This is a genomic window from Pontibacter populi, assembly GCF_019336435.1.
GTDB classification, from domain to species: domain Bacteria; phylum Bacteroidota; class Bacteroidia; order Cytophagales; family Hymenobacteraceae; genus Pontibacter; species Pontibacter humidus.
This window is the reverse complement of the sequence record NZ_JAHWXQ010000003.1, coordinates 226,001-243,285: the sequence shown is the minus strand read 5'-3', so window position 1 is coordinate 243,285 and position 17,285 is coordinate 226,001. Positions and strand designations below refer to the sequence as shown.

The 17,285-nt window shown below is 45.7% G+C and carries 20 protein-coding genes; 6 read left to right on the top strand and 14 right to left on the bottom strand.

The features are described from left to right. Positions 1 to 29: 29 nt before the first annotated feature. Together KYK27_RS12875 and KYK27_RS12870 are read right to left on the bottom strand one after the other, a co-directional pair. Positions 30 to 614: an AraC family transcriptional regulator gene (locus tag KYK27_RS12875; RefSeq protein ID WP_199110454.1), complete on the bottom strand. Its 585-nt coding sequence runs from the start codon at positions 612 to 614 to the stop codon at positions 30 to 32. A gap of 127 nt (positions 615 to 741) precedes the next feature. Next, a complete protein-coding gene (locus KYK27_RS12870; protein ID WP_199110453.1) occupies positions 742 to 1,116 on the bottom strand; it encodes a hypothetical protein in 375 nt (124 codons plus the stop codon). Between the two features lie 295 nt (positions 1,117 to 1,411). Between KYK27_RS12870 and KYK27_RS12865 the strand changes: the two genes are divergently transcribed. Then, positions 1,412 to 1,636: a hypothetical protein gene (locus KYK27_RS12865; RefSeq protein ID WP_199110452.1), complete on the top strand. Its 225-nt coding sequence runs from the start codon at positions 1,412 to 1,414 to the stop codon at positions 1,634 to 1,636. A gap of 133 nt (positions 1,637 to 1,769) precedes the next feature. On the opposite strand, the gene KYK27_RS12860 is transcribed toward KYK27_RS12865, so the two are convergent. After that, the gene (locus KYK27_RS12860) at positions 1,770 to 2,450 is read right to left on the bottom strand and encodes a porin family protein (protein WP_199110451.1); all 681 of its coding nucleotides are present in this window, start codon (positions 2,448 to 2,450) and stop codon (positions 1,770 to 1,772) included. Between the two features lie 436 nt (positions 2,451 to 2,886). Between KYK27_RS12860 and KYK27_RS12855 the strand changes: the two genes are divergently transcribed. Beyond that, the gene (locus KYK27_RS12855) at positions 2,887 to 3,936 is read left to right on the top strand and encodes a nucleoid-associated protein (protein WP_199110450.1); all 1,050 of its coding nucleotides are present in this window, start codon (positions 2,887 to 2,889) and stop codon (positions 3,934 to 3,936) included. Positions 3,937 to 4,036: 100 nt separating this feature from the next. Next, positions 4,037 to 4,471: a hypothetical protein gene (locus KYK27_RS12850; protein WP_199110449.1), complete on the top strand. Its 435-nt coding sequence runs from the start codon at positions 4,037 to 4,039 to the stop codon at positions 4,469 to 4,471. Positions 4,472 to 5,410: 939 nt separating this feature from the next. Here KYK27_RS12850 and KYK27_RS12845 read toward each other — a convergent pair. Next, a complete protein-coding gene (locus KYK27_RS12845; RefSeq protein WP_199110448.1) occupies positions 5,411 to 6,352 on the bottom strand; it encodes a sterol desaturase family protein in 942 nt (313 codons plus the stop codon). Positions 6,353 to 6,484: 132 nt separating this feature from the next. Here KYK27_RS12845 and KYK27_RS12840 point away from each other — a divergent pair, with 132 nt between their 5' ends. Continuing rightward, entirely contained in the window at positions 6,485 to 6,676 is a 192-nt protein-coding gene (locus KYK27_RS12840; protein ID WP_199110447.1) for a hypothetical protein, read from the top strand. Positions 6,677 to 6,701: 25 nt separating this feature from the next. On the opposite strand, the gene KYK27_RS12835 is transcribed toward KYK27_RS12840, so the two are convergent. The 5 genes from KYK27_RS12835 to KYK27_RS12815 form a co-directional block, all read right to left on the bottom strand. Further along, positions 6,702 to 7,265, bottom strand: coding sequence for an HD domain-containing protein (locus tag KYK27_RS12835; RefSeq protein ID WP_199110446.1), 564 nt, complete (start codon positions 7,263 to 7,265; stop codon positions 6,702 to 6,704). Between the two features lie 57 nt (positions 7,266 to 7,322). Beyond that, a complete protein-coding gene (locus tag KYK27_RS12830) occupies positions 7,323 to 8,159 on the bottom strand; it encodes a potassium channel family protein (protein WP_199110445.1) in 837 nt (278 codons plus the stop codon). A gap of 55 nt (positions 8,160 to 8,214) precedes the next feature. Continuing rightward, positions 8,215 to 8,742, bottom strand: a complete 528-nt coding sequence (locus KYK27_RS12825) for a hypothetical protein (protein WP_199110444.1) — start codon at positions 8,740 to 8,742, stop codon at positions 8,215 to 8,217. Positions 8,743 to 9,072: 330 nt separating this feature from the next. Next, positions 9,073 to 9,792: a TVP38/TMEM64 family protein gene (locus KYK27_RS12820; protein WP_199110443.1), complete on the bottom strand. Its 720-nt coding sequence runs from the start codon at positions 9,790 to 9,792 to the stop codon at positions 9,073 to 9,075. Position 9,793: 1 nt separating this feature from the next. Further along, positions 9,794 to 10,615, bottom strand: a complete 822-nt coding sequence (locus tag KYK27_RS12815) for a rhomboid family intramembrane serine protease (protein WP_199110442.1) — start codon at positions 10,613 to 10,615, stop codon at positions 9,794 to 9,796. A gap of 167 nt (positions 10,616 to 10,782) precedes the next feature. Here KYK27_RS12815 and KYK27_RS12810 point away from each other — a divergent pair, with 167 nt between their 5' ends. Together KYK27_RS12810 and KYK27_RS12805 are read left to right on the top strand one after the other, a co-directional pair. Next, positions 10,783 to 12,618: a glycoside hydrolase family 3 protein gene (locus KYK27_RS12810; RefSeq protein WP_199110441.1), complete on the top strand. Its 1,836-nt coding sequence runs from the start codon at positions 10,783 to 10,785 to the stop codon at positions 12,616 to 12,618. Between the two features lie 70 nt (positions 12,619 to 12,688). After that, a complete protein-coding gene (locus tag KYK27_RS12805; protein WP_199110440.1) occupies positions 12,689 to 13,390 on the top strand; it encodes a hypothetical protein in 702 nt (233 codons plus the stop codon). A 63-nt stretch (positions 13,391 to 13,453) separates the two neighbouring features. On the opposite strand, the gene KYK27_RS12800 is transcribed toward KYK27_RS12805, so the two are convergent. From KYK27_RS12800 to KYK27_RS12780, 5 genes are all read right to left on the bottom strand, one after another. After that, on the bottom strand, positions 13,454 to 13,969 hold the full coding sequence (locus KYK27_RS12800) for an NUDIX domain-containing protein (protein WP_199110439.1): 516 nt from the start codon (positions 13,967 to 13,969) through the stop codon (positions 13,454 to 13,456). A gap of 46 nt (positions 13,970 to 14,015) precedes the next feature. Then, positions 14,016 to 15,041 carry an SDR family NAD(P)-dependent oxidoreductase gene (locus tag KYK27_RS12795; RefSeq protein ID WP_199110438.1) on the bottom strand — a complete coding sequence of 342 codons (1,026 nt, stop codon included), beginning with the start codon at positions 15,039 to 15,041 and terminating at the stop codon, positions 14,016 to 14,018. 92 nt (positions 15,042 to 15,133) lie between these two features. After that, entirely contained in the window at positions 15,134 to 15,904 is a 771-nt protein-coding gene (locus KYK27_RS12790) for an outer membrane beta-barrel protein (protein ID WP_219337370.1), read from the bottom strand. Between the two features lie 204 nt (positions 15,905 to 16,108). After that, complete coding sequence (locus KYK27_RS12785; RefSeq protein WP_199110437.1) at positions 16,109 to 17,023, bottom strand: M28 family peptidase; 915 nt, start codon at positions 17,021 to 17,023, stop codon at positions 16,109 to 16,111. A 54-nt stretch (positions 17,024 to 17,077) separates the two neighbouring features. Next, entirely contained in the window at positions 17,078 to 17,278 is a 201-nt protein-coding gene (locus tag KYK27_RS12780) for a hypothetical protein (protein WP_199110436.1), read from the bottom strand. Between the last annotated feature and the right edge of the window lie 7 nt (positions 17,279 to 17,285).

Below are 17,285 nucleotides of genomic sequence, written 5' to 3'. Positions count from 1 at the left end.
TCTTTTTTATAGTTCATTTATAGTTTGGCTTATTGTAACTGATCCAGCGGCTTACGGGCTACAGAAGTGCTGTTTTTGTAAGCTGAAGGCGTCAGGCTGGTGATCTGCTTAAACTGATTAGACAGATGTGCAACGCTGCTATAACCTAATTTATCAGCGATCTGGCTCAGGCTTAATTCATTATAATCGAGCAGTTCTTTTGCCATCTCAATTTTCTGCAACACCATATACCTGGCTATAGTTACCCCTTCGGCAGCCGAGAACAAAGCACTGAGCGTGTTATAATCTCTGCCCAGTTGCTCAGATAAATAATCAGATAAGTTAACATGCAGCTCTTCCACTTTGCCGCTACGCAGCAGGTTAATAACAGCTATCTTAACTTTCTCTACCATTTCAGCTTTAGGGTCTTCCAGTAATTCGAAACCTTCCGCGGCCAGTACTTCTTTAACCTTTTCCAATTCCTGCTGGCTGGGCTCCTGCGATAATTTTGCCTCCCCTAATTTAACCTCCTGCACAGGTAGCGCGAGTTTGTCCAGCTCATCGGTTACCACTTTAATGCAGCGCGGGCACACCATGTTCCGGATGTGCAGGGTATAAGGTGACTGGTCAGGCATGTTGGGTTGGTTCTAGTTTCAAGCTAAATGCGTGTAACAAACTTAAATTATTTAGTTTATAGTTGCTACCCCACTTATAAAACTAAAAACGGAGACCTTTGTTCTGGCCTCCGTTTTTAGTTTCTTTTTAGGTTCTGCTTCTGTCCGAGTCTGTTTCTTCAGTCTTGGTCTCCCCCAGCGGCTGGTCTTTGCTCCTGATGCCATTCAGGTCGTCATTCATGGCAGTATCACTACCTTCAAATTCAAAGCCAGGGCCCTGTGCCAGGTATTCTACACTCTTGCTGGTATCGCTTGCACCGTAACCTGTTGTTTCGTTACCTTTTATATGCATATTCTCCAGCTTATCTTTTTGCCCGCTACGCTCTGTTTGGCCATCCGGTCCTATGTTGCGTTTTGCCGACGGGTCGGGGTGGTTGCCCATTGAAACACGTTTGTTGAAATCGCTGTTTACGTTCTTAGCACTACTTGGTGTATTTTGTATGTTTTCTTCTTCAGTTGCCATAATCAGTTTCTAAATGTTGTACCTTATATACGCTTGGCTGGTAGCCTTGTTCCTTATTGGTAAAGTTTACTTAACATAATTTTACAACTAAAGATAAATAACCGAAATATAAATCAACTATAGTTAGAGGTGGAAACGATATCTGCGTACAAGACCCACAGACTAATAACGATTGGTACCAATTGCCTGGAGGGGCTAATCAATCGAATCCTGTTAGTTATCTTTGTGCGGAGCACTGTATAGATGGCACCTAAACTATAACAGGCTTGTTACAGAGAAAAAATTTATAAACTGAATGAAGTTATCAAAGATATACGACCCGCGTGAAATGAATTCTTATCAGTTTGTAGCTGCTACTGGACTGGTAATGACCCTGCTGGCGCACCTCATACTTGCCCTGATCGGTAAAAGTATCAATAACTTTGCGGCGTTATATATTTGCTGGGCGGTGTTCTTTACTCTCGGAACTATAGCCAACTATAACAGCAGACCCAATGATAACGACCATCATCACCATTAAAACTATTGACTTCCGGTAACTATAAAAGGCCATTTTGCAACTATAGCAAAATGGCCTTTTGTATTAAACACAACGGGCTCCTGAAATTCAGCAGCCCGTTGCAATCACCAAAACACTAAATAAGTAACTCTCACTAGAAGGTATAACCTACTGAAGCTTTAAATGTTCTGTTGTAGGTTTCGAAGTTTGCGTTTTCATCTATGGTATTCAGGCCGTAATCGTAACCTGCGCTCAGGTTAAGCCCGTTTGTGAATTTGTAACCAACACCACCTACCACACTAAAGTCCATCTCCCGGAAACCGTTTTTCATATCCCATTCGCGGTTAAAGGCATTAAACCCAAGTACGCTGGCCTGTGCCTGTACTTTGTTTGATATAAGATAAGCCACCTGCGGTCCTGCAAAAATATGGAAACCATCTGCCACGTATAGTTTCGCCAGTACAGGCAGTTCAATGTATTCTGATTTGTTGGTGATAGTCATGTTGGCGTTCAGGAACTCGGTTTCTACCCAAGGCAGTTTACCTGTTAAGCGTGTACCTTTCTGAGAGTACTGCAGCCCCGGCTCGATCTCGAAACCCGAACCCAGTGGTATGCTCATGTATAAACCGGCGTGCACGCCTTCGCGCATCTTATGGTTAACATTCCCGTCCGACAGATCGATCAGGTTCTGGGCACTGTTAACAGTTTCGCCCTGCCAGTTTGATAAGTTTGCACCAACCCGAACCCCGAAACGGATAGGTTGTGCTTGTTGTGCGTTCACTTTTGTAGCCGCAAAGCCCAGCACTACGGCTATGAGTAAAAATATCTTTTTCATGATCCCCTTAAGTTAAAATTCTGTAGTTTGATAAGCTTCGCGGCTCTGGAAACTCATTATGTAAAAACCATGCCAGAAAAGGAATAATGATTCATAAGGAATGAAGAATTATTCATAACAACCTGTAAAACAATGGATAGCGAATTCATCATTCAATTCTCAGTATGGTAACCATAGTTTGAGCGAGTTGCTAAACTATAGTTTGCGTGAGGGATGGAGCGGTTGTTTGAGCTCCTATAGGTGGGCACAAACTATAGAGCGAGCCGCGAGAGCCCGACGGCCATGCCGGCACGCCCAAAAGTTTGATATGCGATCAACTATAGGGAGGATGTACTTTTCAGAAAAACGATGAGATGTACCTTTGAACTTACAATCTACAATTCAACAATCAGCAATTAATAATACCTTTGCGGTCCGTTAGCATACAAAAGCATACATGAGCGAGAAGATACAGGTAAGATTACAGCGTTTAGCTGTGCACAGAGTTGGAAATAAGTCGAAAGAAGAAGGTGTAGTAGCCTCGCAGGACCTGGTTGACCTGAATGATGGAGAACTAAACGAACTGTTGTTACGCTACTTTATTTCGCCGTTTAAGCAGGAAGAGTTTTTCAGGTTTACGCACACCTCCGACCTGGCCCTGAACGAGATGTTTGCCTATGCTACGCTTATCTTTAACGAGCCCGCCAAGTTCCATACATATTCTGTTCATATCCTGAATCACCTGTACGAGCAGTCAGATCACCCTAAAGTAAAGAGTGGCGAACTATACGTAGCTTATTTTAAAGGCTGCATTATAAACGACGAGGAAGTTGACGCCATCGGTATCTTTAAATCCGAGAACAAAGACACGTTCCTTACCTTTAAAGACAGCCATGACGACCTGAGCATCGATTACCATGCCGGTGTAAACCTGAAAGGCGTAGACAAAGGCTGCATGATTTATAACACGGAAGCTGAAGATGGTTACCGCGTAAAAATGGTGGATGCCAACAGCACAGATGCCCAGTTCTGGAAAGACGATTTCCTGCATGTGGATGAACTGAAAGACACCAACTTCTCGACGAGAACGGTCCTGAACATGTGTAAGGATTTCTCGGAAGAGGTGTTTGCCAAGAGTGAAAGCAAAAAGGACCAGATTGAGTTTATATCCCGTTCCGTAGATTATTTCTCGAAGAACGAGACTTTTGACCTGGAAGATTTCACCAGCAGTGTAATTGACGAACCGGAGTCGGCAGAACGTTTTAAGAACTATAGCCAGAACTTTGCTGAGGAGCGGAACCTGGAAGATATACAGGGTTTTACAATAAATAAGAGCACTGTACGTAATATGAAGCGCAAGTTCCGCAACTTTATTAAACTCGATACGCAGATCGAGATCAAATTTAGCGGTTATAACCCGGAACAAAGCGAGCAATATGTAGAGCGTGGCTATGATGAAGAGCGCGGCATGCACTTCTACAAAGTATTCTTCTACAGCGAATCGTAAGTAAACCAGAAACTATAGTTTGGCTACGCTTGTTTTGAAGGCCTGCAAGTAACCGGAACAATTCTTGCTTAGACTATAACCGAGATAATTTAACAGAGATATGAGAAAAGCACTTTTAGCAGCTGTATTTGTTTTCGCAACCATAACCGCATTTGCACAAGGCCAGAAAGCTCCTGCACAATCGGCACCCAAAACGGTAGAGCAGCGCGCCGCCGACATTACCGCTGGCATGGCCAAGAACCTGCGTTTAACACCTGAGCAAACAAAAAAAGTGTCCGAAATAAACCTTGTCAGTATGAAGGAGGCCGATAAAGTATTTAAAAAGCATAAAAACGATCCTAAGAAAGTAGCTTCTGAAATGGAGATCATTACTGAAACCAGGCTTTCGAGGATAAAAGATATATTAACACCTTTACAGTTCTCACAGTACCAGCAGCGCCGCGAGGAGAAAATGGGTGTTCCGAAAGAAGCACAAACCTTTCCTGCTTCCAGCGGTCAGGGAAGCTCAGGTTATAATGAGCAGTATAATAATTAAGGTTTAATAATATCGTTTAAAAAGGCAGCGGAAATCGCTGCCTTTTTACTTTTATATCCTCTCCATTGCTGGGATAGACCTTCTAATTTTTTAATTTTTCGCTTTGTCATTTCAAGCATTTCGAGAGGCTGGTTGAAGAGAGCTAATGTAGCATTGAGGACACTTAATCATCTTATAGTTTCTCTTATGTCATTTCGAACAAAGTGAGAAATCTATCTCAGCTTATAGTTGAAGTCTCTTGCAACTCGAACCAAGCCTTCTTTTCAAGCTTCTTCCAATCCTGGGAGCTCTAGGTGCTTATCGTTTCAATCTAACTTTGGTGCCCTCATGGCCGGGAGGCCCCGTCTTTGGGCATCGCACTGCTGCTTTCTTGCTATCCTCCTACGTCGGATTGCCTGGGGGCACCGCAACAAAGCAAAGGCGCTCCACCCAAAGACTGATACATTTCTCATAGTAACCAGCATCTATAGTCTAGAACTTCTCGCTTCGAGATTGAACGTGGATATATTTTCAAAAGGACAGGTAAACCTGCCCTGCTCGTGGACTGTAACTATAGCACCATAGTTTGTTGTAGCTTGGTAATGGCAGAAACTCCCCTCTTGGGAGGGGTAGGGGTGGGTTAAAACTGCAACTATAGAACGATAACCTTAACTATAGCAATAACGGAAAAGCTCCCCTCCTTAGACAAGGAGGGGCAGGGGTGGTTGGATATACGGTAACTATAGAACTATAGCTAGCGCTACTACCAAGCCTGCCCCTATCGGCCCAGTTGAGTTAGGAGATTTAACAACATAGTTAGTCACGAGCAAAGACGCTCGCACCAGCTGTACAAACAATAAACTGTAGCTTCTATAAACTCCCTCTCCTGTTTTGGGGGTAGGGGCCCTCTTTAAAAGGAGAGGGCTGGGGTGAGGTATTCCCCAATTGAACAAACACTACCTATGAAACAATAGCCTGTTGTTCTGCAAGTTCCGGAGCAGCCTCTTTTACGTCTTCCTCTCCCCTCTCCTGTTGCATTTGATGTTGGGTAACGATAGCTCCTGGCGGATAAAAAAGGACTTTCCGGGCTTCTGATACTGAACGGCACTGCGATACGTCTTTAGCCAGATCTACCCACTCATGAAAAACAAGATACACTGGGTTATATGACGTTACAGGCTTGGTTAAACCGTAGACAGGTTGTTTTACTTCCGGTTCAAAAGTGCCGAAAAAACGGTCCCAGATAATGAAGGTAGAACCATAGTTACGGTCTATGTATTCGGGATTGGAGCCGTGGTGTACCCGGTGATGCGAGGGTGTTACAAAAATATACTCTATAGGTGCAGGCAGCTTTCTAACCAGTTCGGTGTGTACAAAAAACTGATAGAACACCGCTGCCTGGTGGCATATAAAAAAAGTAAGCGGATCGATTCCCATTAACGGCACCGGAAGAAAGAAAACAAACTTTAAGGGAGCAGTCCAGCCGGTACGAAGCGATATCAGGAAATTCATTTTAGTGGAGGAATGGTGCGTGACGTGCGTTGCCCACCAGAACCGTTGCTCATGAGAGATGCGGTGTGCCCAGTAACGGCAGAAATCCACGGCTATAAAACAAACTATAAATCCCCACCATACACGCGGCATTGCCCAGGGTACCATATTATAGATTGTCATTGAGATAGCGAATAACGCCACCTTTAGTACCACCCCGATCAGGGCATTTCCCAGGCCAATGCCAAGCGCTACCAGCGTATCTTTCTTCTCGTAATAACTGCGGTTCCTGTAGTAACTTATCAGCCACTCGGCTATAACCAGCCCTATAAGTATAGGTGCCAGGTATTGGATCATGGTCAGGTCGCTAAGTTGTTGGAGTTCATCCCAGGTGTAAAGTTTTTTCTCCATATGCTACCCACTTCCGTTGCTTTTTGTAAAAACGGCGGTAACTATAAAGAGTTGGGCGGAATGCGACTATAAGCCTTCCTCATTTCAGATTATACCTGCAAGTTTGTACCTTTAGCCGGTTAATTTACAGGTATGAGAATTCGAAAAAGAGTAAAGGCAGCCCTGCCGACGACCGGCAACAGGTATGCTGCGATCGCTGTTTTTGTAAAAGCTGCTGAAAAAGAAAGCTGGTCGGAACAGGAAATACAGTTTGTGATAAACGAAGTAGTAGAGGCGAAAGACGAGAAAGAAGGCTTCGAGATACTGAGTGACTATATGCAATAAAAAAGCGGGCTCTAACCCGCTCTGTTTATACCTGTGCTCCTGTTTGTGGCTGTAGTTGCAGTTCCAATTGGTGCTCTTGCAGCACTTGTATAATAAATGCAATATGTTCCTTCATATCAACGCCAAACAGTTCTGCCCCAATTCTCACTTCGTCGCGGTCCACGGAGGCGGCAAAGCTTTTCTGGCCCAGTTTCTTTATAACTGATTTTGGCTCCAAACCTTCCAGGCGTTGCGGCCGAACCTGCGCGCAGGCAACTATAAAACCGGTCAGCTCATCGCAGGCAAGCAGCGCTTTATCCAGTAAAGTATCATACGAAACACCCCAGTGGGTATAATGCGCCGATATGGCGTGTGCAATTTCAACTTCGCCTCGCTCCCGCAGCAGGTTAACTATCACGTTAGGGTGCTTTTCCGGGTAAGCCTGATAATCTGCATCGTGCAACATGCCTGTCACGGCCCATTTCTCCGCATCTTCGCCAAGCTTGGTGGCATATGCTTCCATTACCAGTTCCACGGTTCGGGCATGGCGCAAAAGGCTTTCGCTGGTAGTCATCTGGGTAAGTATCGTTCGGGCTTCTTCTCTGGTCATAAGTGTTGTATAGTTACACTTCTAAAATAAGTGTTTTCTACGTTACGTCAAAAAAACTTATAGTTGCGGAGGCTCCTGGGGTGGTTTATAGTTGCCGGCACTTTTCAAAACAGCCTGCAGTTCAGTTCGGAGCTCTTTAATTTCGTGCTGCAGCACTTTTATTTGTTTTGAGCCGGCAAGTTCTCCCCTTGCATTTTCTGCATCACTGTCTATAAAAAAGGTAGCCAGCGTGGCAGTAAAATAACCAAACACGGCAAAACCATAAACTGCCAGTAAAAAACAAAGTACACGCCCTTCCGCTGTAACCGGAAAATAATCGCTCCCGATAGAGGTCAGCAGCATAACCGTCCACCATAGAGCTTCGCTGTAGGAATACAAACCATGTTCGTTTTCAAAAGCAAACATACCGGCTGCTCCGGCCACAATTACAACCAGGGTTATAGTCAGCACATAGCCAAAGGCACGACGCTGCATGGTTTTGCCAAGGCTGCGCATTCCCCGGTTTATAGAGCCTACCACTTTTACCAGTCGGAGCCCCCTCACCGCCCGCACAGAACGCATCACCCGAAACAAACGTGCCAGCCTGAAAACCCTTAACGCCGGAACTGCCAGCGATATAGTTGTCAACACATTGTGTTTTAAGAATTCTGTTTTGCGAGGAGCAAGGATGAACTTGATGATGAAATCAAGAATGAAAATGACCCAGATGACGGTGTTGGCGAATTGCAGGATAGGCGGCAAGCCCCTTGTAAGCTCTATGACCAGTAAAACCAGCCAGATAACTCCCAGCACCACCATCGGGATTTCCAGTGTATGCTGTAAGCGGTTCAGGAGTTTGTAGCGCTCCCGTTCCAGTTGTTTTGCTTCTTGTTGCTTTAACCGCTCCTGCTGCATAAGTTCTGAGGAACCGGGTTGGTGCAGGGTGCAGCGTTACCCGGTTTAGAATTAGCTAGTTGGTTACGGCAACTGCTGTACTTCGTTGGTTAGTTTGTTCAAATTTAGCAATGCCTACATTCTTCCAGAAACCCATTACCTTATCTTTCCGGCCAACTAAAATATCAACCTGGTTCCGGAAACGGCGGTTCATTACATCACGCACTATGTATAAGCCGTCCAAGTCATCTGAGATACCGGTTACCCATAGCGAATCTCCGAATTCAAGGTCGCCGCCCCAGCGCGCATGCAGGTTCCGGGACACGGCAAGCCAGCGGTGTTTGCCCGGGTCTTTGCGATTAATTCTGGATCCATCAGCAGTTATAAAAGGGGTGCTATCGGTTTGGTGCGGTTCGGGGTGGTAAACTGAAGCGGAGACGGTAAGGGTAGGTAGTAATATGGGTTCAGGTCGGGCAGGTTCGGTAATTGTAAGCCATTGTTCTTCTACTTTCGGGGAGAGAGATTCTGACTTTAGTAATGAAAATTCTTCGGCGACGGCAACTATAACAGAAAACACAGCCGCAAGTATTTTGTACCTAATCATAAGAAATCCTTTTAGTGAAACATCGATTTGGCAACAACAAACCGCTTAAACGACACTTCAGGATATAGGTTATAGTACTATGGGCTGGAATTGATAAAAAGGTACTTTTTTAATAATTTTTTATACTTATAGATTTAAAGAAAAATCATCTTCTTTAAAATGGCATGGCTATAGTGGTATATAGCTTTCTACATAATGCCTTTACGATAAGACTGTCAGGGTTTTGCCCCGTTAAATGGTGCAATTTTAAAAAGGCTTTTCGGCCTGAAAAAGCTGCCCTAAAAGACGAGGTAATGAGAGTTGAGAAGATGGTTATTCTACCGATTTATTTTAAAAATATTTATCATAAATCACATACCCGATAAACAAAACAAGGCTCACAACAGACACCCAGATGAGGCCAGTTTTAAGACGTTCATTATTTTCGCCGAGCCAGGCAAGCAAGATGGTTAGCGGAACTATACCAGCTATAGTTGCAAGTATAAATTGCCAGTAACGCATTGTTGCAAAACCAGCTACAAAACTTACAGCGTCGTTAGACAAAAACGGAGAGATACGGGCAATAATAATAGCCCAGATACCATATTCATCCATAAAATCAGTAACCTTGCGCTGGGCTTTTGCGCCTATCAGTTTGCTCACACCAGCTTCGCCTACACTTTTGCCTATCAGGTAGCCAACCGAGGATGCTACCAGCACAGCTACCACCGCTATCACCGAACCCCAGACAGGACCGTAGGCAATAATTGCAACCAGCATCAGCAACACCACATTTACAACCAGCAGAAACATTTGGGCAACCATAGCCAGAATTATAAAAACCGGCCCCCAGAAACCAAACTGGCTTACCCAATCTGAAATGCGCTGCTGATCGCCACTGGTCAGTACCTGCCAGCCTTCGGTTATAGTTTGCTTAAACTCCGGAAAAATAAAATACGAGATCACAAGCGCGGCAACTATAAGCCCGGTTATGATCATGGGCCATTTGCTTTCTTTTATTTCTGTTCTGTTCGTATCCTCGGCGTCTATGGATTTCTGTTTCTCTGTCATATCAGGGTGTTTTTTGCTCTTTTACAGACGCAGGATGCTGCAATAGGGTTGGTATTTGATTCGGTTGATTGTCTGGCTTTAAACTATAGATGAATGGTTCGCCCGCTTTACCGGGCTGATGCATGCTATAGTTTATCGTATAATGCATGTAGTATGGCACAAACGTATTGCTTACATGGCGTTGCGTTACATCAGGTTGTATAGCTATAGTTGCCTCTTTAGGAATGCTTTTGCTGAATGTCTTTTTCCCATAGATCAAGGCTGCCAGCAATCCGGCAACCATGCCGGCCAGGTGCCCTTCCCACGATACGCGCTCTTCCTTCGGAAACAGACCATAGAACAAGCCGCTATACAGGAACAGTACCGCAAACGCTACAGCCATTGCGCCACGGTCGCGGGTAATAACCCCTCTGAAAAGAAGGTAACCTGCCATGCCATACACCACACCGCTTGCCCCGATGTGATACGCCTGCCGCCCGATAAACCAGGTAAACAACCCGCTCAGGATATAAACCAATCCTATCACCTTAGCTCCTTCCCGCCTGTGTATAAAGAGTATAAACCCCGAAAGCAGGACCAGCGGAAAAGTATTGGATAACAAATGCTTGAGATCTGCATGGATGAGCGGGCTAAAGAACACCCCAACCAGGCCCAGAAAGTGACGCGGATATACACCCAGAAATCCCAGGTCTGCTCCCGTAAGATAAGAAAGCAAATGGATGAGCCAGATCAGCACTATAAATAACAGTCCCGGCAAAAAACTATAGGCAAACCGGCTGCTTTCCTGCTGCGTGCTTTCAAGTACTCCGGGCCCTGTCTTCATGTGCTATAATTGTATTCAAGTGATCAAAAAGTAGCCAAATTTGCGTAATAAACCTATACGTACCAGTACAAATGCTTCTGCAAAACACTTGATTTACCTGTGAAAATAACAACAAGATAAAACCTAATCCGAGATAAAAAGTAAGTACAGTTGTGTTTTACTTGACTATGCGTTGCTTACGTTACCACCCTGCGGCTAAGCCATACTATAAATTACTGCTTTTTGTGCTGCCATTTATGCTTTGGAGCTGCGAAAGTTCCGACGCGAGCCGCCACCCCCGGCAGGAAGAAAATTTTGCTCCTGAGGAACATGTGCCGTACGTGCGTCCTGCATCCATTATAGAGGCTCTTGAAAATCCTTCGTCCCGCTGGGTCGATTCCGTATTTAATACCCTTACCCCGGAACAGCGTATTGCCCAGCTCATTATAGTGGAAGCTTTTTCTGATAAGGGACCAAAGTACGAAGCGGATGTAATGAGACTGATTAAAACCTACCAGGTAGGTGGCATCATCTTTTTCCAGGGAGGACCGGTACGGCAGGCAAAACTCACAAACAAGTATCAGGCAGCTGCCAAGGTCCCGCTCATGATCGCGATGGATGCGGAGACCGGTGTAGGCATGCGCCTGGACAGTACGGTACAATACCCCTTCCAGCAGATGCTGGGCGCGATAGAAGACAATGGCCTTATTTATAAAATGGGCGCCGAAGTGGCGTATGAATTCAAGCGGTTGGGCATGCACGTAAACTTCGCTCCGGTTGCCGATATCAACAACAACGCTGCAAACCCTATTATTGGCTACCGCGCCTTTGGCGAAGACCGGTTGGATGTAACAGCCAAGAGCATGGCCTATATGCAGGGCATGCAGGATAACGGGATACTGGCAACAGCCAAGCATTTTCCGGGACACGGCGATACCGATGTTGATTCGCATTACGACCTTCCCATAATTCCCTACGGCAGGCAGCGACTTGATTCGCTGGAACTATACCCTTTCAAGGAACTCATCAAATATGGAATTGGCAGTATCATGGTGGCGCACATGCACATCCCTAAACTGGATTCTACCCGGCACCTGCCTTCTACCCTTTCCAAACCTATCGTTACCGGCCTGCTTAAAAATCACCTTAAGTTTAAAGGATTGATCTTTACGGATGCTATGGTGATGAAAGGCGTTACTAAATACTTTGAACCCGGCGAGGCCGAAGTGCGAGCCCTGATGGCCGGAAACGACATTCTGGAACGCCTTAACAACGTACCTAAGGCTATACAAGCCATTAAAGTAGCGATAGTCAGAGGCGACCTTACACAGGAAGAAATCGACTTGAAATGCCGTCGTGTGCTTGCCGCCAAGCAATGGCTGGGCCTCGACAACTATAAACCCATAGAATTGAACAACCTGTACGAGGACCTTAACCCACCTATTGCTGATAGTACCAACCAGATACTGGCCGAGGCCTCTATAACCGTACTACGCAACTATAAAAAACTTATACCTATAAAACCTCGTCGCAAACACCGAATCGCGACGGTATCGGTGGGTGCACGCAGAACTACGGTTTTCCAACGCGAGGCCGATAAATATGCCCGGAACAAGGAGTTCATCTTATCGCGGAAGGCAAACAAAAAAGAGGTGCTTAAACTACAGAAACAGCTTCGGAACTATGATGTGGTACTGCTGTCGCTTTACGGGCCGAGCATCAGGCCAAGTAACACGATGGGGTACTCCGGTGAGGCAAAAGCGTTTGTGCGACAGGTCATCAGAGACAAGAAAACGGTAACGATACTTTTTGATAATGCTTACGCGATTAACCAGTTCCCGGGGATTGAAGAAAGTGAGGCGCTTATAGTTGCGTACCAGCCGCTTTACCACGCGCAGCAGGCAGCTGCAAAAGTTATTTTCGGAGAGTTGCAGGCACGGGGCAGGTTACCGGTTACTGTAAACCAGGATTTTGGGTTCGGCGATGGTATCCGGAAAGGAAAAGTAATCGCATCCTTTCATTAAAGTATCTGAATAACGATGTATTGCGTATGAAGGCTGAGACAAGAAAAATTGTCCAGAAACCAAACCCATCATGAACAAACAAAATAAAACTATAAACTGGCTGGTGGCTATATTATTTTCCACCGCCCTTTTTGCATGCGAACGAACCCGTACTGTAGAAGAAACAGACGCCACCGAACGCGACAAAGACACAACTATAGTTGCTACCACCGGCGAGACAACCGAAGATAAACTGGAAAAGCTACGCGGCTGGATGAATGAAAAAGCTGATCGTACTGATACAGCCATCCGGGATAACTGGCCTCAAACCAAAGAAGAACTGCGCCGCATTAACCAGGATATAGAACGTAACTTCGATAGCTTATCTACGGAATCGAAGGAAGAGTACCGCCGACTGAAACAACGCTACGAAAGCTGGGAGGCAAAACAGGAACACCGCCAGAGCCAGCCATTAGACCCGGCCAAAGTGAAGACCTGGGAAGAGCAATTACTGCGAGAATACAAAGATATCCCAACTATAGGCCCATCTAATATCCGCGAGGCATACTTAACCTTTATGAGTACTGTGCGCATTAAAAAACGCAGCTGGACTCCGGGAGATTGGGATTATGTAGACCACGTGTATGGTAAGCTAAACGAGCGCCGCGGACAGATTGAAGGACAGATAAGTACTGCAGACAAGTTAAAGATCAGGACACTACAGGCTGAATACCTTGCTCTGGAAGGAGCTGCTGATACCCGAAGCATGCTGAACGAAGTAAACGAAAAATAACCTATAAAAGAGAAAGCCGGTTGATTGACCGGCCTTCTCTTTTATAGGTTGATGCTATAGTTGCTACTTCTGCTTCAGCCTAAACCATAACTGTGAAATGATAGTTTTGGCATCCGGAGTATCAAGTTTCAGAAACTCACCGGCAGTTAGCTCAACGATTTCGATCTTTTCATGTTCATCGGCTTTACCACCACCGTCTGCGTGTTGTTTGCTAACTTCCGCAAAGTATAACAACACCTTTTCGGTAGTGCCTCCCGGCGACGAATAGAATGTATACAAATGCTCCAGCTGATCTACATGGTAGCCAATCTCCTCTTCTATCTCGCGCCTGATGCTAACTTCCGGTGCTTCACCGTCGTCAATCATACCTGCTACAATCTCAATCAGCTCTGATTCCGAGCCTATCCTGAACTGTTTGGTAAGTATAAAACTATCTTTCTCAGTGTCGTGTACCAGCGCAGCTACGGCTGTGCCTCTGTCGAACTGTTCGCGTTTAAATGTGTGGCCGTCCTGCTCTACGGTTAGCTCATACATTTTAAAGTAACCGTCATATACTTTTTGTTTGCCTTTGATCTGCATTTCTTTTTATGGCTGCCTGCGCAGCGTTAAGGGTGAGTGCTATAGTTTATAGTTCGTTATTGCGCATAGCGGCTTTCTGGGTCCGCTTTGTTAACCAGGACATGGACAGGTCTGTCTCGCTCTGAGCTCCTGTTTTTCTATTCTTTTCTATGCCTCCTTCGCCGGGCAAAAACCTATTGATAACCGAGAAAGCGGAGGTCATAAAAGCCGGTGAAATGCCATGTATGAATTCGCCCAGCATAGCCGGGAACGTGGTCGTTACCTGCGCATCGCCATATCGTAACGCATCCAGGATGCTTTTAGCTGTAGCTTCGGCACTATTGGATGTAAGCACACTCGAGTCCATGATCTTAAACAAAGCGTATTCTTTTTCGTGCTGGCCTTTTATAAATGCGTGGCGCGGACTGCCTGTACGCATCAGTCCCGGCGTAGCGGTTGTCACGGTGATGTTGTACTGCGCCAGTTCTGCCCGCAACCCTTCTGATAATCCTACTAAAGCAAACTTGCTGGCACTATAGGGCACCAGGTGCGGTACGCTTATCTTTCCGCCGATAGAGGAAATGTTCAGGATACGGCCTTCGCGCCGGGCTTTCATGGCTGGCAAAATGGCAAGTGTGGTGTAAACCGGACCCCAGTAATGCGTTTTTATAGCTTCGTCAAAGTCCTGTACAGTCATTTCAGTAACCGGTCCGGCATGTATCACGCCTGCATTGTTTATCAGCACATCAATCGGTCCGAATTCGTTCTGCACATTCGTGATCGTATCGTTTACTTCCCGCTCTATTGTAACGTCGCATTTCATTACCAGCACATCGGCACCTTTTCCGGCCAGTTCAAAACGGGCATTCTCCAACTCCTTTTCATCGCGGGAGCAAAGCACCAGCCTCGCTCCTTCTTTGGCCAGTTGACGGGCCATTACCAGGCCGAGGCCACGGGAGCCTCCGGTTATCAATACCACCTTACCACTAAAATCGTAGGCGTTCAGGTTACGGTAAACGGCTCTTGCAGCCATTAAAGCACCGGCACCTGCTGCCAGCCACCACAGTTTCTTATTGTTATCAGTTGTTTTCATAGTGCGTCCTTTACAAGTATAACCCTGCCAACCGGCAAGGAAATGTATAGTTACACTACGGCACCCGATAACTCTGGTTAAACTATAGCCGCTTACTTGCCTGTCTGGGCTTTGCGGGTAAAGATATTGGTTTTTATTTCCGGTGTGTACATCAGCCTGATAACGGCTAAGGCAAAATGGTCTCTGCTTTTGCCGGGAGCCAGGCGCGGCCCCACATTATCAAGATAATCGCTGGAGGTAAGGTGGTAAATAAGCTCCGGAGCCACGCTTATCTGGTCTGAAAAACGGAACCTTAAACCACCACCAAATGGTACAACTATACCAATGGCCGGGTATTTCCGTTCGGGGTCATACGTTGTCTGGGATTCGTCGAGGTCGCCGCTGCCAGGGTATGAAGTGGCCGTATAGTAAATAATACCTGCGCCCATTTTAGCGTACGGCACTACAAAACGCTTGCGCGACGAACGGTACCCGCCCGAACCACTGTAAGCATCCAGTAAATTATAGAGTACAGAGCCGGAAAGCTCAATTACATCTGTTCTGAAGGAGAGGTTACGGGGGCGTGTCGGGTCTTTTTCGGTAGCACCCAGTTTAACATAGTCCAGGTTCATGCTTGCAGACCAGATCGGGTCGAACTTATACATGGCTCCTATTCCGAAAACAGGTCTGAACTCGTTACAATCCGGTGATCCGCAAATATCGCTGCGTACGGCAGCAATTCCGGCTGTTCCCAACACAACTATACCACGCTCAGGAATCTTGCTTTCCTGCATCCGCTTCAGCAACGAAGATTGCCCTGCAGCAGCAGACCATGCAAAAACAAAGCAGAGTAAAAGTAAAAAAACTATACTATTCCTGTTCATGTTAAACACAGGTTATTAAGGGTGCAAGTGAAAGAAAAGTAAGTTGCTAACTGCTTAGAAAAATACAAAACGCTGCAGTAAAGGCACTTAAAGAACTAACGTACCAATTAGCTGTTTTAATCTACGCTGGATACTATAAAAAGATAGGCAAAAAAAGATAATTACATCATTATATCAAAATAATGTAATATATCCTTTCCAACTTTATTTTGACTGCTGCTTGCTGCTTAATTTTCGGTCAGCTATACCTATAAACTCGATAACAAGTGCAGCTGCGTCCGGGAAGAACTGCTGATTGATCTGCTTAAACTCGTCGGTTGGTTTATGGTAATGCGCATGGTCTTCAACACCAAAGTAGATAAATGGAATCTTGCGCTTATGAAACTGAAAATGGTCTGACTGATTGGTCCAGTCGTTGTGCCCCTGTTCGGGTTTATCGTGGCCGAGTACAAGTCTGGCGTGCTCACGTGGTTTAACCTTTTCTAAAAGCTGTTTAAAAGATGGATTATGGAAAGTACCGCTGGCGTATAGTTCGCCTTTTGCATTAATACCGAGCATATCCATGTTCACATTCAGCAGGATGTCCTGCAACGGAACCGGTGGGCTATTAAGGAAAGTATTCGCACCCTGCAGGCCTTTTTCTTCGGCATCCGGAGCCACGAAAATAAGCGTATGGTTAGGAGTGGTATTTTTAAAGTAGGTAGCGGCGGCCAGCAGCGCAGCCACGCCTGAGGCGTTATCATCGGCCCCGTTATATACTTCGCCATTCCGGATGCCCACATGGTCGTAGTGAGCAGTAATAACAATTGCTTTGCCTGATTTTCCGGGAATATAGCCTACCAGGTTGGTGCCCTCCAGTTCCGAACCATTTCGGTTCGCAATTTTAAACTGCTGCCTATAGTTGTTGTTAAAAGCTTTGAGACCGATCTCACTAAAGCGTTTGATGATATAGTCCTGTGCCATCAGGCTGCCTTCGGTTCCGCTTGAACGGCCACCCAACGAATCTGCAGATAGGATGCGTACGTCTGTAAGCAATTGGCCGGACTGCAGCAAAGGTTGCTGTGCAAGTCCGGCCAACGGTAGAGCTAAAAAAGCCCCAAGTATAAGTCTGTATATCATAAGGTCAAATTAAGCATAAGGCGCGTAATAAAACAATAGCCCTGCTTAATCAACCTACCAGCGTATCCAGCTTCTCTGGCCACGAATAGCCAGTTGTGAATTAAACTTCTTAAAAGGGTCGCTTGCTATTGCTGTCGTTATTCTATCGGTCTGAGCTATTACGTTTCCCATCTTCACCCAGCCATTCAACATTGTATTTTTAACAGTGCTGTTAGTAGATAACTGGTCGCGGCTAATATTTACATCTGTGTTCATTTCCTTG

What these genes read in the sequence shown, in the direction of transcription:
- KYK27_RS12780 (WP_199110436.1), bottom strand. Translation starts at nt 17,278, where the DNA reads ATGAACACAGATGTAAATATTAGCCGCGACCAGTTATCTACTAACAGC.
- KYK27_RS12785 (WP_199110437.1), bottom strand. Translation starts at nt 17,023, where the DNA reads ATGATATACAGACTTATACTTGGGGCTTTTTTAGCTCTACCGTTGGCC.
- KYK27_RS12830 (WP_199110445.1), bottom strand. Translation starts at nt 8,159, where the DNA reads ATGCAGCAGGAGCGGTTAAAGCAACAAGAAGCAAAACAACTGGAACGG.
- KYK27_RS12840 (WP_199110447.1), top strand. Translation starts at nt 6,485, where the DNA reads ATGAGAATTCGAAAAAGAGTAAAGGCAGCCCTGCCGACGACCGGCAAC.
- KYK27_RS12805 (WP_199110440.1), top strand. Translation starts at nt 12,689, where the DNA reads ATGAACAAACAAAATAAAACTATAAACTGGCTGGTGGCTATATTATTT.
- KYK27_RS12845 (WP_199110448.1), bottom strand. Translation starts at nt 6,352, where the DNA reads ATGGAGAAAAAACTTTACACCTGGGATGAACTCCAACAACTTAGCGAC.
- KYK27_RS12790 (WP_219337370.1), bottom strand. Translation starts at nt 15,904, where the DNA reads ATGAACAGGAATAGTATAGTTTTTTTACTTTTACTCTGCTTTGTTTTT.
- KYK27_RS12860 (WP_199110451.1), bottom strand. Translation starts at nt 2,450, where the DNA reads ATGAAAAAGATATTTTTACTCATAGCCGTAGTGCTGGGCTTTGCGGCT.
- KYK27_RS12825 (WP_199110444.1), bottom strand. Translation starts at nt 8,742, where the DNA reads ATGATTAGGTACAAAATACTTGCGGCTGTGTTTTCTGTTATAGTTGCC.
- KYK27_RS12800 (WP_199110439.1), bottom strand. Translation starts at nt 13,969, where the DNA reads ATGCAGATCAAAGGCAAACAAAAAGTATATGACGGTTACTTTAAAATG.
- KYK27_RS12850 (WP_199110449.1), top strand. Translation starts at nt 4,037, where the DNA reads ATGAGAAAAGCACTTTTAGCAGCTGTATTTGTTTTCGCAACCATAACC.
- KYK27_RS12865 (WP_199110452.1), top strand. Translation starts at nt 1,412, where the DNA reads ATGAAGTTATCAAAGATATACGACCCGCGTGAAATGAATTCTTATCAG.
- KYK27_RS12820 (WP_199110443.1), bottom strand. Translation starts at nt 9,792, where the DNA reads ATGACAGAGAAACAGAAATCCATAGACGCCGAGGATACGAACAGAACA.
- KYK27_RS12870 (WP_199110453.1), bottom strand. Translation starts at nt 1,116, where the DNA reads ATGGCAACTGAAGAAGAAAACATACAAAATACACCAAGTAGTGCTAAG.
- KYK27_RS12795 (WP_199110438.1), bottom strand. Translation starts at nt 15,041, where the DNA reads ATGAAAACAACTGATAACAATAAGAAACTGTGGTGGCTGGCAGCAGGT.
- KYK27_RS12810 (WP_199110441.1), top strand. Translation starts at nt 10,783, where the DNA reads ATGCGTTGCTTACGTTACCACCCTGCGGCTAAGCCATACTATAAATTA.
- KYK27_RS12835 (WP_199110446.1), bottom strand. Translation starts at nt 7,265, where the DNA reads ATGACCAGAGAAGAAGCCCGAACGATACTTACCCAGATGACTACCAGC.
- KYK27_RS12815 (WP_199110442.1), bottom strand. Translation starts at nt 10,615, where the DNA reads ATGAAGACAGGGCCCGGAGTACTTGAAAGCACGCAGCAGGAAAGCAGC.
- KYK27_RS12875 (WP_199110454.1), bottom strand. Translation starts at nt 614, where the DNA reads ATGCCTGACCAGTCACCTTATACCCTGCACATCCGGAACATGGTGTGC.
- KYK27_RS12855 (WP_199110450.1), top strand. Translation starts at nt 2,887, where the DNA reads ATGAGCGAGAAGATACAGGTAAGATTACAGCGTTTAGCTGTGCACAGA.